The sequence below is a fragment of the Enterococcus sp. DIV0755f genome, from assembly GCF_051713725.1.
Taxonomy (GTDB): Bacteria; Bacillota; Bacilli; order Lactobacillales; family Enterococcaceae; genus Enterococcus_D; species Enterococcus_D casseliflavus.
Genome location: NZ_JBIOQL010000001.1, coordinates 753,667 through 769,666, shown reverse-complemented (window position 1 = coordinate 769,666; position 16,000 = coordinate 753,667). Strand labels below are relative to the sequence as shown.

The window sequence follows — 16,000 nt, the reverse complement described above, 5'->3', positions numbered from 1 at the left end:
GTGACTTCCTCTCTGGTTGTTTCAACGAGTTCCATTATACCCGCTTTTTTATGGATTTTCTACCTTTTGAACGGCATTATTCGTGATGATCCGATTGCTAAAGGCATTGACCGTTTCGATTTGGATGGTGTCATCGCCATCTAATTGGAACGCAATAAACCATGCAGGAATGTACACATTTTTTTCCCTAACCTTCAAAATCATCGTATAGGCTAATTCCGTCCAGAGAATTTTCGAGTGACTCGGCAGCTTGTTGTTTAGATAAAGCGTATTTACTGCTTCTTTTTCTGAATAGACCGTCATCTTTTCCCTTAGAGGCGTAATATTGGAGATATGTGTTTGCGTGTAACGAGCAATCTGCAATAGATCATCCGTTTGTTCTAAGGTGATATCGATTCGACTTGAGCTGTCATTGAAAGGAATGCCTTCATAGGATTGAACCGCCACCACGGTCGGATGATTGGCGTTCAAGACAGAGAGGTTTTCCAAATAGTCATATTCATCCCCAAACAGGACTTGATCTTTTCGTTGCAAAAAACCATTCACGGTTTCTTCCGTTTGGGAATCATCACTGATGTAAAAGCCATTGGTTGAGACATGGATCAACTGCTGCCCTTTGACCGTCGACCCTCTTTTGAACTGCGTATTGAGTTGCGGATTTCGTAGCTCCACATCAAAATCCGTCTGTTCACCGCTCAAATAATAGCCACTCAAGACCTCATCTGATAATTCGCCAGAATACCGAATGTCCTCAGACTCGAGGCGCTGTTCGATAGGAATCGTTTGGTTTGATTGTGAAACCATCTGATGCTCGCTGCGAGCCTCACTGTAAACATTGAATAAAAAGACGTTCAGACCAAGAAAAGCGAGGAAAAAAATCCATTCGATTCGTTTAAAATCCAATTAATTCTCCTCCGTTTCTGCTAATTTTGTCATTAATGCATCATAACTGATCCAAGACGAGTCATAATTGACATACCAAGCAGGCGTCAAATCAACGAGTGGTGCATCTTTGATCTCCCCCCATTGATAGCCAACGATGATCTGTTGCAATAATTCAGGATCAGCCCCTGCCGCAATCAGCTCATTTTTGACCGACAAACTAGAGGGCAATTCAATCTCGGTTTCAGAAGGAATCGGCACTTGAATCGCGTTCAAACTGGCAGAAATCGTCATTTCCCGACTGCCGGTCTGACCACTTTCTGAAAAAGCCACACTGATCACCCCTTGACCACCAGTACTAAAGACTGGATAGCCTTCAACGAAAACCCGATAATCCAAGTGCTTGTCTTGTTGATCAAAATAACGGATCGTCCCAAAATTGTTGCCTAAACGAATAATATAATCCGCACTCAACATCGCCAGATCCGTTTCATCGGAACTGTCTGTGGTAGTTTCAAACTTGACTTGCTGCTGATCTTGCAAGACCGTCATGTTTTGCCCACCTTCATAATAGTAGGTATCGACACTTTCATCATTGATCTTGACGTTTTTAGGATTGCTGAAAAAAGCTTCTCGAAACAAGCTCTGAGATTGGGTCGAAGAATAGTAGCTGTATTTTTTCAGCTTGATCGAATCCTGCGTATAATATTGCTTGCTGGATCGTTCTTCATCTGCCACCATTGTCGTCCATTCCCGAGGGTTGTCTGCTAGTAAGTGTTTTACTTGGCTTTTGTCCCAGTCGATTTTGCCTCGCACCACTCGTTGATGGGTAAAATCAACAAATTGGATCGTGTTTTCTTCAAGGTCAAACTGGATGCGGGAAAACGGAAAATCCTCTGTTTCACTTTCGTCCTCTAAGGACAGCTCTTTTTCAAAGGTTTTCTCATAATCTTTCAAGTAAAACGTTGTATAGTAGTTTAAGGACACCCCTTGATTGACTTCTTGGGCTTTTGAAAAAGCTTGTTCCTCGCCATAGGTTCGCAGCGTCAAATCACTGATCGTTGCCTCATTGATCGCCTCTTGGATCTCACGAATCACCGCTTCAGAGTTGGTTTCTTTGATCGCGTCCTCGTCATTCCAAGTCAAATACAGGGGCAAAAACAAATCGCTTTTTTGTTTGTAGGTTTGAACCGAAGGATTGACGCCGGTATCTGTTTCCGTGCTGGCATTGTTGAACCCAGTCGGATTCAGCCAAATCATATAGGAGAAATAAAAACTCAAGGCGATCATCACGATCAAGCCTACACGAATGATTTTTTCTGAGATTCTCATACCCACCAATCCTCCTCATACGGTTCATACGGCAACATGATGTAAAATGTTGACCCGCGATTTTCTCGACTTTCCGCCCAAATCGCACCGCCATGAGCTTTGATGACTTCTCTTGAGATCGCCAATCCTAAGCCAGTACCTCCTTGCTGACGGGCACGAGCTTTGTCGACCCGGTAAAAACGATCAAAGATCTTCGTGAGATCTTTTTTCGGAATCCCTAGTCCTTGGTCATTGATGCTAAGTACGATGTTGTTATGGGTCTCCATCAATTTCACCGTAATGATCCCGCCATCTGGCGAATATTTGATGGCATTATTCATGATGTTATCGATCACTTGGATCATTTTATCGGTATCGACTTCCACCCATAATTCTCGTTTAGTGAACTCCCGACGAATCAAGTATTTTTTGCTTTCATTCGTCACCATCATGTCAAAACGATCCAACACGAAATTGACCATTTCATTGAAGTTGATGTATTCCAACTGCAGTTGCGAATTGCCGCTATCCATCCGCGACAGACTCAACAAGTCATTGATCATCCGAATCATTCGATCCGTTTCATCCAACGTCACTTTCAAAAAGTTCGGCGCAATTTCTGGGTCTTTCCAAGCACCCTCACTCAACGCTTCGATGTAGCTGCGCATACTCGTTAATGGTGTCCGTAACTCATGAGAAACGTTGGAAACGAACTCTCGCCGTTCCTGTTCATTTTTTTCTTGCTCTGTAACATCGTGCATCACCGCAACTAACCCAGAAATAAAGCCAGACTCCCGACGAATCATGGAGAAATCGATGCGCAAAATCATATTTGTTCCCGTCAAATCATTGCTAGGACGCTCCAACAGCATGTCTTCAGGATTTTCCAAAAGCTTTCGTAACGTGTATTCTTCATCGATTTCCAATAACGTCAAAATCGACTGCCCGATCGCTTCTTCGTTGCTGACATTTAACAAGGACATCGCCATCTCATTGATGGTAATGACTTTGCCTCGTCGGTCGGTGGCAACAACGCCGTCTGTCATGTGAGACAAGACGCTGTCCAAGCGGTTTCGCTCGGACTCCATCGCTTCTTGAGTCTCTTCGATTCGTTCCCCTAGTTGATTAAAGGTCTCCGCCAGTTGCCCCAATTCATCTTTTCCATGAATCGCGACCTTGCGGCTATAATCTCCTTTGGCGATGCGAATCGCTTGTTCGCGCATCTCTCCGATCGGTTGGGTGATGGAACGAGAGACCAATAGTGCCACAATGATCGAAATCACTGCCGCAATCAGCGAGGCTGTCACAAAAATGACCGCAGTCGTACTGACTTCATTGTATTTTGACTCAAGATTGCTCCGTAAATAAAGGGTTCCTAAAACGGTATCCCCTGTCGGTGATTGGATCGACTGCACGATATTGAACACCCGCTGGCCGCTGGATTCATCATAGAGGACTTCACTTCGGTTCGTATCGTAATCACGGTAATCATTTTTTTCTCCCACCGAGCCACGATCATTGATATTGGTGGTTGCACGAATGATCCCTTGCTCATCCACCACCCGCATCTCCAAAATTTCCGATGAGTTGGTACTCGTTAAGATTCGATTCAAGGAAGCATTCATGGAATCCCAATCTAAACCGTCATCATTATCCATTCGACTCAATTCAGAGCCTAATGTTACCACTAACGTGCTGGCACGTGCCTCCATGTCGCGTTTGAAGGCATCGACCGTTGTTCTTTCCAATTCGCGAATAAAATACGCCCCGATAATCTGGATCGCAATCAATAAGATCAAGATAAAAGTCAGGGCGATTTTGAAGTTCACCGATTGAAAAAAGCGAACTTTATTTTTCATAGCTTATTCCTGTTCTGGGTTCCGCAAGTAATAGCCCACTCCGCGACGAGTAACCAAATAATTTGGATGGCTCGGGCTGTCTTCGATTTTTTCACGTAAACGACGCACCGTCACGTCAACGGTCCGAACATCACCAAAGTAGTCATAGCCCCAAACCGTTTGCAATAAATGCTCTCGGGTCATCACTTGACCAAGATGTTTTGCCAAGTAGTGCATCAATTCAAACTCTCGGTGCGTCAATTCGATGGCTGCACCATTTTTAGTGACCATGTACGCATCAGGATGAATGGTTAAATCACCAATCGTTAATTCGCTGTTGGCGTTATCGTCTGCTTCCTTCGCAGCTGCCGAGCCGCGACGCAGATTGGCTTTGACGCGGGCCACCAATTCCCGGTTTGAAAATGGTTTGGTTACATAATCGTCCGCACCAAGCTCGAGGCCTAGTACTTTATCGATTTCAGAATCTTTGGCTGTGACCATGATGATCGGCATGTCATGGGTTTTGCGCACTTCCCGTGCAACTTCCAACCCATCCATTTTTGGCAGCATCAAATCAAGCAAAATCAGATCAGGATCGACCTCGGCTACTTTTTCTAATGCCTCTTCTCCATCATAGGCGGTATATACTTCATATCCTTCTTTGGTTAAATTAAATTTGACGATATCAGAAATTGGTTTCTCATCGTCCACGACTAGGATCTTTTTCAAAAATGTCACCTCAATTTTTTTTGGTTTCTTACTTATTATACATTATTTAAACGGGCTTTTCATCTTTCCCAAAAACCGCGGCCTTATTCTTAAGGAAAGCACAAAAAAAGAAAGGCACGGGGCCTTTCTTTTTTACTCTTCTAAAAGCTGGATACCGATCCCTAACAACCCAGGACCCGTGTGGACGACTAATGCGGGAGAGATTTGTCCAAATAAGATTTCTTTGACCTTAGGAAATTCGGCTTCTAATCGTGCTTTCATTTCTTTGGCTTCTTGCAGTGCATCACCTTGCGCCACAGCTAAACGCACATGGCGATGATCACCGATGAATTGCTTGATCAAGTCAACGGTTTTGTCCAAGCTTTTCTTCCGTCCACGAGATTTTGCGACCGTATAGTAGATCCCTTCTTCATTACAAGAAATAATTGGGTTCAATTTCAAGGCATTACCTAAGATGGATGCAACCAGACCGATGCGGCCGCCTTTTTGTAAATACTCTAAGGTAGCTACGTTGAAAAAGACTTTGTTTTTCGGCACTTCATTCGTTAATTGTGCCCGCAGTTCTTCCCAAGTCACGCCTTTTTCTAACAGTTCTGCTGCACGAATCGCTTGCAGCCCTGCACCGATTCCGATATTTTTCGTATCAAGCACGAAAACCTCAAGATCCGTCCGTTGTTCACCTAACAGGCGAACGACGTTAAACGTTCCGCTCAATCCGCTGGAGATGGTTACGGCAAAGACTTTCTCATACCCATCGGCTTTGATCCGATCAAAGATTTCCCCGATCGCAGCACCGTCAGGTAACGAGGTACTAGGGATCTCTTGCGGCAAGCGCTCGTAAATTTCTTCCGCAGTAATATCAACTTTATCGGTATAGGTCCGATCCTTGTAGATAATTTGCAATGGCAGCATATACATGCCGTATTGCTCCATGATCTGTGCGGGAACATCGGTACCTGAATCAACTAATAGGGCAATTTTCTCTTTATTCATGGGCTTCTCCTTTATGTGTGTCTAAATAAATGACTTCTAATTCAATCGTTTTTTCTGCCAATAGTTTGTTGGCAAAGGAACGCGTCGCACCTTTCATGGCTACTAATTCAATCGGGATCGGTTCCGACGTCATTTGTTCGGGTTCTCCCATCGCTTCTTTGCCGACAAGGTGGATCGCTTTTTCTTGTTCTTCACAAAATACATTGTAGGCATTTCTGATGCCGACAACTTTCCCTTGAAAAAGGATCCCCGTCTTTATTTCAGGAATCGTCAGCACTTGCTTGAGCATCGTGATCGCAATCAAAAATGCGAGATGCTTTTGATTGTAACGTTTCTTCTCTGGTGCTGGAATCATCCCTTTTTTGACATAATTATTGACCATGGAAGAGGTCAATAGCGGATGCTTTTCCGTTTGGATCACCGGTGATAAATATTGATCGATCAATGTGATCACCTGATCCATATACAGTTCCAGCGTTGGCAATTCTTCCCATCTCGGCAGGTGGAATTTCAGCAATGAATTGCCCCAATTTTTCATGTCTGCTTGTAATTTTTCCATGTCATCCTCCATTTTGACGAACAGAAGGTTAGATTATCACAAACTAATCATCTAGTTTTGATAACTAGATACATTTTATCACGGTTTTCTGAGTTTTTAAAGCAATCTGATCAATCTTTTAAGAATTTCCTATCATTTGAATTTGGGAAACAAATGGTGTTTTATTAAGATAACGCCAGTTTCCCAACTGAAAAAAGCGCATATTTTTTTCAAAAGAATGATTGATTTTTCAACAATGGAGTGCTAAGATAATGAAGTACTTTTGGTACGGGCCGTTAGCTCAGTTGGTAGAGCAGCTGACTCTTAATCAGCGGGTCGCGGGTTCGAGCCCCTCACGGCCCATTGGGTGCCAAACCCACGGAACAGGTAAATGTTGGTGCGAAAGCATTTCGAAAACATTTATGCTGTTCCATTTTTTTGTTTATAATTAATTTATTGCCAAGTGAATAAGAAGAAATGCCTTGCTGTCAAAAAGTTTCTTATTTAAATGATGTATGTAAGAGCTATGCTTTTCGAAAAGTTTTTTTCTACGAGATGACTGAACTCTTTGCACGTGAAATGCTTCGTTTTTCCATAAATTAACTGAGTCAGATAATTTGTGGAAGTAATAGCTTCTGTATAAATTCAGTGAGTGCTTCGCTAGTTCAAAAACCTTTACAGTAATTTTTTTCTCACTATTACCACTACAAATTAGATATGAAATCAAAAAAATCACTACCTAGTCCTAATGAAAAGGTAGTGTATTTTTAATGCTGTTCATTCTTCTAAGAGCGATCCTTAAGAAACTCTTCTAAACGATTCAAATCTTTCTGAGATAGTTCCCCTATATCTTTATATTTAAAATCTATTTTTTCTTTGGAAAGAACGAATAACGTTCCTGTGTCAATCCAAGACTCTTTTTTTAAATTTGAATCTTGCCAATCATTGATATGAAAATAAAGCTTTTTTATGCGCTCTGATTTGTGTTCAAACTTGCTTGTAATCGCATAAAAAAGAAATTCATTTTCACTATTCTCAATAATCAAAACTGGTCGTCTTTTTCCTTCTGGTTTACCCACATAAGCCACATACATTGAAACTATTTTATTCATCTTCATCCAACCAAGCCTCGAAAGCCTTATTATCATCTATCCTCGTCACATTAGTAGATTTTTTCGCTAACTTAGCAATTCGCCTAGCTTGCTTTGTTTGTTCAGAAAGTTTTACCTCAAAGGGTAATCCCCCTTTTTCTATGACTTGTTTATAAAAAATAGTAATTGCCGTAGTGGGATTCATTCCTAAATCATGTAAAATATCTTCTGCTTCCATTTTTAGATCTTTTTCAACCGCAATCTGAATTCTTTCTTTTTCCTTCTTCATAACGCACCCCCAAAAAGAGTTTTTTATACTCATATTATACTCTATTTGAACGCTATTTTCACTTACTATACTCATAAATAAATTTATTTTTCGCATAAGAAATCTTACTTCTTCAAATTACCTAACTTTTAGTCAGTGGGTTTGACACCCAATGAACAGGTAAATCGTGGCGCGAACCCCTACTTATATTATCTCCATATATTCTTCAAAAAATCCATGGATATTACACTAACACTAATTATCGTAATACCATAAAACAAGGAGCATAACTAGTTAACCTATGTCATGTCCCTTGTTTTTTTAATTCAGGTATTGATAAACTAAATACATAAACCATACTAATCCTATTATAAAAAATAGATTTAAAATGTTTTTATTTATTTTTCTTCTTTGCTCTCCAAAGTATGGGACCTTTTTTGCCAAAACAATTTCCTGTTTTTCACATCAGAAAAAAACAATCTAAAAACTATAAATAACACAAGAAGAGAAAAATTTAACACTAAATAAAAAATATCTGTAGGATCTCCAATTATAACTAACCCTATCAAAATAAATAATATAAAAAGATAAATTAGTTTATACTGAACTTTCATAACTCACCTATACAATCAATTGATTTTATTCTATTTGCATTCTGAAGGTTCTGAGGGGACGATCGTCTTTTTAAAATAGTTCTCCTATTTCTTACCCTCTTTTACAATTTTGGCTGATCTAATTCCTCTCATCAGCAATTGGATACAAATTTCGTAATAGCTGCTCTTATTCTTCATTTGGGGTGGTCACCGCTAAATTATTTCTTCTATTGAAAAATGCAACAAGAAAAGAAATTGCCAATCACTATTTTGCTTCTAGCATGACTGTCCTTCGTGTCCTGCACAGGAATAAGACTAACTGTATTGAAAAAGAGTAAAAAACGTTTTGATGCTACTTCATTTATTCTTTTGCTCAATCACTACTTCATCTTCATTTATCGGTTCTTCGAATCCTGAAAAAAACCGTTGAAGGATTTCTTCTGTAATAGGAAAAGCGGAATTTGCAGTCTGGACTTTATTTCTGATCGCTAATCGTTTTCGTAAAGTATCATAATCAGCTTTTAGATAGATTACTTTAATCGTCACATCATATGCTGCCAGTAGTTCTCTATAAGCGTCTCGGTGACTTTTAGCCCAAAAACTAGAATCGACAACTACGTTTTTTCCTTCTTGAACAGCCTTTACTGTAAGCTCTTTCAATTTAATTGAAGATAATGAGGAAACTTTTGCATATTTCTCCGAAGGGTAATCAACACCATAAACGCCATAGTCTTCCCAAATCAATTCATCTATTGCTAATCTTACATAGCCTTCTTGCTCTTTTTGTTTTGAGTAAGTGGTTTTGCCTGCACCACTAACGCCACACATCAAAAGTACCTCAACCATTATTCTCCTCCTACCTTTTCTGATCAATAAACAAAGAGAACGAAAAAACCTTATTTGTAATCAACGCTCATGTTTTAGACCACTGTTCGCCACCCACATCTGAAGATACAATGATAACATTGTTTTTATGAACAACAAGCAGATTGGGAAACAATCGCAAGAAAAATAGTAAGTAAAACCATATATTAGAGAATAGAAGCGTTAGCCACTTAAGCTAACGGATAAATCAAATTTTTGTCCATTTCCACTCTACTATAAAAAATTATTTTCTACAAAAAATAGGAACGAAAGCCAAAATACGAAAGAAACATCATGGCTAAAACTTATGTATGTAATGGTATCTTTATTTCTATTATTCCAATTTTAAAATAAACTAAGCGACCACCCCAACGCCTGATAGAAAAACAGGAATAGACTCTTGAGTAGAACGTGAATGCAAAACTGCCTCCAAAATCAACGTAAGAGTCTATCTGTATTGATAAAGATCTTTATGTGCAAGTTCTTTTGCACTAATAAAGATCCTTAGAATCAAACAAATCAGAATGCTTTCAAATCAAATGTGATAGTGTCATTGTTCTTTAAAATTAACGCTTGTGCCCCTTTATCGGTCATTTCGTCATTGACGGTATAGACCCAAAATAGATTAGCTTTTTGATCTTGACTGATGCCGTCGATAGAGGTGATAAAGCCATCTTTTTCTTTGATCGCAAAGTTTTCTTTCATTACTTCCAGCAGCGACTCATTTTCTCGGAACGTTACTTCTTTTGAGGTCACAGCTTCTTGATTTTGGATGACGATCGTAGCTGTTCCTTGTTCTTGCTTCAAGGAACTTTGCTGCGTGCTTTCTGGCGTTACACTTGCCTGTTGGCATCCTGTAGCGACGAGTAGTGTGCTCACTAGCATGAATACGACAAATACTTTTTTCATCTATTTCTTCCTCTCCAATAGTCAAAATACTAATCGTTTTTCTATCCAGTATGCGGATAAGAATTATTTTATCAATCTCGTTTTTTTTTAGAGCCCGCATTTTAATTGGATTTTACAGTTTGTGCAGGTACTACAGCCACCGATTTCCTCAATGGTTCCTTCATGGCAGATGGGACAGATTTCACCAGAGGTGACGGGTTCATTTACTTGAACGACAGACAGCGGTTCAACTTGTGCGGTCAGCTCATTTTCAACCGCTTCTAAGGTAAGTACTTGTGAATCTCGGCTGCCGTCTACATAGACAGTCCCTCCTTTGGCTCCTCCTTCATAAAGATCTCGATAAACCTTGGCTACTTGGCTTACTGTATATCCTTTTGGTGCATTGACCGTTTTTGAAATGGAGCTATCCACCCAGCGTTGTATGGTGCATTGCACACCGACATGCTCTTCGGGCGTCAACTCCATAGCGGAAATGAACCATGCCGGCAACTCCGCTTTGGTTCGTTCAGGATGATCCATCAGGTATTCGTCAACGATTTCCGCATTGATTTCAATAAACTTACCTAGTCGACCGCTTCTAAAATAAGAAAAGGAGTAGTAAGGTTCTAAACCAGTTGAAACTCCCGTCATCGTGCCTGTCGATCCTGTTGGCGCAACAGTCAAAAGATGAGAGTTGCGAATACCGAATCGCAGCACGCCTTCGCGGATGTGCGCTGGCATTTTTTTCATGTATCCTGTATCGATAAATTTCTTCCGCAACGCTTGCGTCTCTTGGTCATTTTTTCCAATCAGGAAGGGAAAACTGCCTTTTTCTTTCGCCAGTTCAATGGATGCCTCATAGGCAGTGACTGCCATTGCCTCGAAAATTTGATCAACGAATTGATTTCCTTCTGCCGATCCGTATTTTTTCCCGCAGTAGATCAATAAATCTGCCAAGCCCATGATCCCTAATCCAACACGTCTTTCCCCTTTCGCCTGCTGCTCATTTTTGTCAAAAAAGTAAGGCGTTACGTCAATAACATTGTCTTGGAAACGAACCGCTGTTTTCACGGTTTCTTTTAGTTTGTCAAAATCAACGGTGCCCTTTTGGCGATCCGCCATGTTTGCGAGATTGATGGCTGCCAAGTTACAGACCGCATAAGGGGTTAGGGGCTGTTCACCGCACGGATTGGTTGCCACGACTTTTTGTCCGTATGCTGTAGCATTCGTCATCTTGTTGGCATTATCGATAAAGAAAATACCAGGCTCAGCAGAATATGTTGCACAAAAAGTAATCAACTCCCATAACTCACGAGCTTTGATCCTTTGATAGGTTTTGACTTTATGGCCAGCAGCTGCCCATTCTCGCACATCCCCGACTTCCGCCCATTTTGCATCATATTGCGCCATCTCTGCTTCTGAATAATTGTCGATATCTGGAAAGCGTAGCTCATACCACCCATCTGTCTTCACTGCTTCCATGAATTCTTCTGTCAAGCAGACTGAGATATTCGCGCCAGTTAAGAAATCACTTTCTTTCACCGTATAGCTGCCACCTATGCGCAATTTTTCTTTTGCCTTTTGGATCATTTCATTATGTTCCTTATCTGACGATTCAGGCAGTTGTGCTAGATAAGCGAACATTCTTTCTTCCATTTTTGTCAGAGGGTCAAATTGCAGTTTTTCATTGATCAGTTGTTTGATCGTCGCATTTGTGATTGTTTTTTTTAGGTGAAGCAATACAGCAGGATTTTGAATTTTAGAAAGAATAAATGCAAAAATATCTGGATGCCAATCTGCCATCATAATCATCTGCGCTCCACGGCGGCTACCTCCTTGTTCGATAAGGTTCGTCAAGTTTGCCAAATCATTCAACCAAGAAACTGCCCCAGAAGACCGACCACTGACACCGTGGACCACACTTGATTTTGGTCGCAAGGTCGACCCATTGGTTCCAACCCCGCCACCTCGACTCATGATCTCCATAACTTCTTGTCGATGAACAGCAATCCCTTTTCGGGAATCATGGATGAAAGGCATCACAAAGCAATTGAAGTAGGTAACTTGAGAATTTGTTCCTGCTCCATAAAGTACTCTGCCTGCGGGGATTAGGTTTTGCGCCACGATTTGTTGGTAAAACGCCTCAAAGAAGCGCTCCTGGTCATGGGCCTCGTTGGCAGAAATCCCTTTGGCTACACGATGCGCCACTTGCTCAAAAAAGAGTTCTAACGGTTTTTCAATGTCACTTTTTCTTCTTTTAACAAGTCCATTGGCTTGTTCATCAATATCTTCTAACGCTGAGCGATAGGCCTCTTCCACTTCGATAGAGACTAGTTCCCCATCGATTGCTTTCACAACACCGATTCCTCGCGCAGGATATTTAGGATCAGCTTTCGTTGTCAAAATCACCAAATCATCCTTACGCAATGTTAGATGGGTTTGATCCTTGTATGAATAACGATCCAGCATAATCAAACGAGCGATTCCCTCAAATGTTTGGGTCATTTCTGGTGTGATCGCCGAAACTTCTTGGAACAACTTGATATCCTCGTTCAATTTCTCAATCGTTTGTTTTTTGTATTCCATTTCTTTCCCTCGCCTTCTAAAACACAACATATTGCGCTCGTTTTTAATTATCGTACTATATAATGTGTATTTCAATCTTGAATTTTATTATTTTACATGTATAATGAGAATGATTATCAATTAGAAAGACGGCGATTTTCATGCTTCCTCCCCAAACCAAGATATTTTCCATCCAAAGAATTTCTCATTTAGCACTGATCACTGCGGCTTGTATCGTTGGACGGTTAGTTTTTGTCTTTATCCCTAACGTTCAGCCTATGAGTGCCCTTTTATTTTTAGTGGCTTTTTCTTATCGTTTATCTGATGCGTTGGTGATTGCCTTATTAAGTTTGCTCGGAACAAATATCTATCTAGGCATGGGTCCCTGGACGATCAGTCAATTGGCTGCACTTACTGTCACCATCGTTCTTTTTCATCAGATTGGAAAAATACCGATCATCAAGAAAAACCGCTTCTTGCAAGCTTTCTTTGCCTTTCTTTGCGGACTTCTTTATGGCTTGATCGTTTCGTTGATGGAAGTTTGGCTTTATCAGTTTCCTTCGTTTCTTGCCTATTACCTTCAAGGACTACTGTTCGATTTCTTCCATGCCAGCGGAAACTTCGTCTTTTATCTGCTTTTATGGCCAGTATTTGAGCGAATAACACCCACCTCCTATAAATTGGCGAAAAAAAACGAGTGATTTCGATGGAACGAAGCATTCGGCTAACTTTGTTTTCGTGTTTCTTTGAAAGAATGTTCGCATAAAATTAAAAAAAAAAAACTACGACTACTCTCCTGTTTCCTTTGCTTAAAAATCTATCCAAAAAGCATCAGTGAAAGCCTTTCGAAAGGGTTTCTTCCATCTTTATACGTCCATTCATTTAAATGAAATGATCCCTCTTTCATCCATGCCCTTGACCGAATGTAGTTGGATTTCTTTCAGATTATTAATGAATGATGATGTTTGCTTTTGCTATCATCAGAAATTTATTATTTTTTTTAAATAACAATTTAATTTTTCTTGACCAAAAGATTTCAGAGGTTTATCCTAACTATGGAAAATCAACGACTGGATAAAAAGAAGCAAATGAAATTTTTTTATTCAATTTGACCTTTGACATTTGTGAAAAAATGCATAAGAAACTTGATAGTGATCAAGCGCTTATGGAAAGAAATTTTTTTCTCACTAAATTTCAAAAAACGCTCTATTTTAACCAGTCAGAAAAATCATTTTAAGAAGGAGAAAGCGATGAATGAGAAACAATTACGCTGGTATAATATTGCGCTGATGGCGTTCGTCTCTGTTTGGGGACTGGGAAATGTTGTAAACAACTACGCTCAACAAGGATTGACTGTTGTTGTTTCGTGGCTATTAATTATGGTTCTTTATTTTGTACCCTATGCATTAAGTGTTGGTCAGTTAGGATCGACCTTCAAAGAGTCAAGTGGTGGGGTTTCCTCATGGATCAAAGAAACCTCAACAAAGCGGTTGGCTTTTTTTGCTGCTTGGACTTATTGGGTCGTTCACGTGCCTTATTTGGCACAAAAACCCCAAGGAATCTTAGTATCATTAAGTTGGTTATTTAAAGGAAATGGTACATTTGTATCAACGATGGGCTCCATGGAAGTCTCGTTGATTTGTTTAGCTATTTTTCTATTCTTTTTATGGATTGCCTCTAAAGGATTGACGACCTTAAAAATGATTGGGAACATCGCCGGAACAGCCATGTTCGTGATGTCGATTCTTTTTATTCTTTTAGCAGTGACTGCTCCAGCAATGACTGGTGCTGAAATTGCTACACCAAACATGTCATCTGTTTCAACCTATATCCCTAAATTTGACTTTACCTATTTAACCACGATCTCGATGCTGGTATTTGCAGTAGGTGGCTGTGAAAAAATCTCGCCTTACGTAAATAACACAAAAAATCCTGCCAAAGAATTTCCAAAAGGCATGATCTTTTTAGCCGGTATGGTGGCGTTATGTGCCTTGCTCGGCTCGATTGCTATGGGGATGCTTTTTGATGCCAATCATATTCCAGAAGATTTGATGGTCAACGGCGCTTATGAAGCCTTTCAACGACTAGGAAACTTCTACGGAATCGGCAATTTCTTTGTCATTCTTTATTCCATCGCCAATGCGTTAGCGCAAATTTCTGCGTTGGCATTTTCAATTGATGCCCCATTGAAAATATTATTGTCTGATGCTGATTCAGAATTTGTACCAAATGGCTTAGCAAAACTAAACAAAAAAGGAACACCAGTGAATGGGTATATTATGACTGGTATCCTAGTCAGCATTTTGATCATTATTCCAGCACTAGGAATCGGCAATATGACCGAACTGTATCGTTGGTTGCTGAACTTGAATTCAGTTGTCATGCCATTGCGTTACTTATGGGTCTTCTTAGCCTTTATGCTAGTCAACAAACACGCCAATCGCTTTACTTCCGATTATAAATTCGTGAAAAACACCAAGGTTGGCTTTGGAATCGGCTTATGGTGCTTCTTATTCACGGCCTTTGCCTGCATTTTAGGGATGGTTCCTAAGCTTGATTATGCGGCAGATCCGCAAGCTTGGTTCTTCCAATTGGCCTTAAATATCATTACGCCAATCGCCTTTCTTTTGATTGGCTTGATCTTGCCGATCATTGCGAAACGTGTAAATAAAAAATAATCATTCCCTCAAAAAAGAGGTGTCCGACAACTATTTCGGTTGTCGGGCACCTCTTTCCTTATATATGAACTTTTCCGCCGTGCGAGGCATTTGGTCCATCCTCTTGCCGAAGCGTTCATTCTTCGTCATTTTCCTCTTTGATTCCATACTTGATCCATTGCACCTTATAGCGAAAATCTTTGATCAGCTCTTTTGCGGTCCATTCATTCGAAATAAAATCTGTCAGACTATCCATCACGACCGCCATAATAAAGTAAAGGAAACTGACGGCTTCTTGCGTATCATGGATCGTGAAGCGATTTTCTTCCAACAGCTCCAACCACTGGCGAATCATGGGCGAATCGTCAGGGATCGCATCGCGCTTCGTCCAGGCATTGCTTTGGGTACATAAGTGGATCATTTTCCAATGATCATCTTCAGGTGACCATTGACTGCACCAAGCCAAGTATTCTTCGATCCCTTTGAAAAAATCATTTTTGTTGCGATTGATAAACGTAAAAATCGCGGAATGGATTTGGTTTGAATAGTCGGCGATCGCATAGTCATAGGCATCTTCTAAGTTTTGAAAGTACTTGTAAAACGCCCCTCTAGAAATGTGCGACTTTTCGACGATGGCAGAGACCTTGACTTGACTGATGTGCTTGCTGAAGAATTCTTCTAAAAGCACGGCATCGATTTTTTCTTTTTTCTCTTGTTTTAAATGAAAAAATGTTGTACTTGGCAAGGGATTCTCCTCCATCATTCGCAATCTACTCCCTCTAT

General features: G+C 40.4%; 14 protein-coding genes and 1 tRNA gene. 3 read left to right on the top strand and 12 right to left on the bottom strand.

All coding sequences use genetic code 11. The annotated features are described in order from the left end of the window. Positions 1 to 48: 48 nt before the first annotated feature. The 6 genes from IGI73_RS03525 to IGI73_RS03500 form a co-directional block, all read right to left on the bottom strand. Positions 49 to 903 (bottom strand): two-component system regulatory protein YycI, encoded by an 855-nt coding sequence (locus IGI73_RS03525; RefSeq protein ID WP_005225285.1) that lies wholly within the window; start codon positions 901 to 903, stop codon positions 49 to 51. Next, positions 904 to 2,214: a YycH family regulatory protein gene (locus IGI73_RS03520; protein WP_194195593.1), complete on the bottom strand. Its 1,311-nt coding sequence runs from the start codon at positions 2,212 to 2,214 to the stop codon at positions 904 to 906. Then, positions 2,211 to 4,052, bottom strand: a complete 1,842-nt coding sequence (gene walK / locus IGI73_RS03515; protein WP_005225283.1) for a cell wall metabolism sensor histidine kinase WalK — start codon at positions 4,050 to 4,052, stop codon at positions 2,211 to 2,213. Before walK ends, IGI73_RS03520 begins: the two co-directional genes overlap by 4 nt. A 3-nt stretch (positions 4,053 to 4,055) precedes the next feature. After that, entirely contained in the window at positions 4,056 to 4,760 is a 705-nt protein-coding gene (gene yycF, locus IGI73_RS03510) for a response regulator YycF (RefSeq protein WP_010747607.1), read from the bottom strand. Positions 4,761 to 4,892: 132 nt separating this feature from the next. After that, on the bottom strand, positions 4,893 to 5,753 hold the full coding sequence (locus tag IGI73_RS03505; RefSeq protein ID WP_005225280.1) for a DegV family protein: 861 nt from the start codon (positions 5,751 to 5,753) through the stop codon (positions 4,893 to 4,895). Further along, positions 5,746 to 6,312 carry a DUF1836 domain-containing protein gene (locus tag IGI73_RS03500; RefSeq protein WP_034858210.1) on the bottom strand — a complete coding sequence of 189 codons (567 nt, stop codon included), beginning with the start codon at positions 6,310 to 6,312 and terminating at the stop codon, positions 5,746 to 5,748. The genes IGI73_RS03505 and IGI73_RS03500 overlap by 8 nt, the downstream gene beginning before the upstream one ends. 269 nt (positions 6,313 to 6,581) lie before the next feature. Between IGI73_RS03500 and IGI73_RS03495 the strand changes: the two genes are divergently transcribed. Next, positions 6,582 to 6,654, top strand: a tRNA-Lys gene (locus IGI73_RS03495). 422 nt (positions 6,655 to 7,076) lie between these two features. Here the strand turns inward: IGI73_RS03495 and IGI73_RS03490 are convergent. From IGI73_RS03490 to IGI73_RS03470, 5 genes are all read right to left on the bottom strand, one after another. Continuing rightward, on the bottom strand, positions 7,077 to 7,403 hold the full coding sequence (locus IGI73_RS03490) for a type II toxin-antitoxin system PemK/MazF family toxin (RefSeq protein ID WP_438759100.1): 327 nt from the start codon (positions 7,401 to 7,403) through the stop codon (positions 7,077 to 7,079). Beyond that, entirely contained in the window at positions 7,396 to 7,671 is a 276-nt protein-coding gene (locus tag IGI73_RS03485; protein ID WP_005225277.1) for a type II toxin-antitoxin system RelB/DinJ family antitoxin, read from the bottom strand. The genes IGI73_RS03490 and IGI73_RS03485 overlap by 8 nt, the downstream gene beginning before the upstream one ends. A gap of 929 nt (positions 7,672 to 8,600) precedes the next feature. Further along, positions 8,601 to 9,089, bottom strand: a complete 489-nt coding sequence (locus tag IGI73_RS03480; RefSeq protein ID WP_438759099.1) for an AAA family ATPase — start codon at positions 9,087 to 9,089, stop codon at positions 8,601 to 8,603. A 537-nt stretch (positions 9,090 to 9,626) separates the two neighbouring features. Beyond that, entirely contained in the window at positions 9,627 to 10,016 is a 390-nt protein-coding gene (locus tag IGI73_RS03475) for a DUF4430 domain-containing protein (RefSeq protein WP_208773567.1), read from the bottom strand. Positions 10,017 to 10,103: 87 nt separating this feature from the next. Continuing rightward, positions 10,104 to 12,581 (bottom strand): vitamin B12-dependent ribonucleotide reductase, encoded by a 2,478-nt coding sequence (locus IGI73_RS03470; protein ID WP_438759097.1) that lies wholly within the window; start codon positions 12,579 to 12,581, stop codon positions 10,104 to 10,106. Between the two features lie 140 nt (positions 12,582 to 12,721). Between IGI73_RS03470 and IGI73_RS03465 the strand changes: the two genes are divergently transcribed. Both IGI73_RS03465 and IGI73_RS03460 read left to right on the top strand, forming a co-directional pair. Beyond that, entirely contained in the window at positions 12,722 to 13,261 is a 540-nt protein-coding gene (locus tag IGI73_RS03465) for a hypothetical protein (RefSeq protein WP_438759096.1), read from the top strand. Positions 13,262 to 13,810: 549 nt separating this feature from the next. Then, the gene (locus tag IGI73_RS03460) at positions 13,811 to 15,238 is read left to right on the top strand and encodes an APC family permease (protein ID WP_438759095.1); all 1,428 of its coding nucleotides are present in this window, start codon (positions 13,811 to 13,813) and stop codon (positions 15,236 to 15,238) included. A 115-nt stretch (positions 15,239 to 15,353) separates the two neighbouring features. On the opposite strand, the gene IGI73_RS03455 is transcribed toward IGI73_RS03460, so the two are convergent. Beyond that, on the bottom strand, positions 15,354 to 15,980 hold the full coding sequence (locus IGI73_RS03455) for a TetR family transcriptional regulator (RefSeq protein ID WP_081117236.1): 627 nt from the start codon (positions 15,978 to 15,980) through the stop codon (positions 15,354 to 15,356). Positions 15,981 to 16,000: the final 20 nt, after the last annotated feature.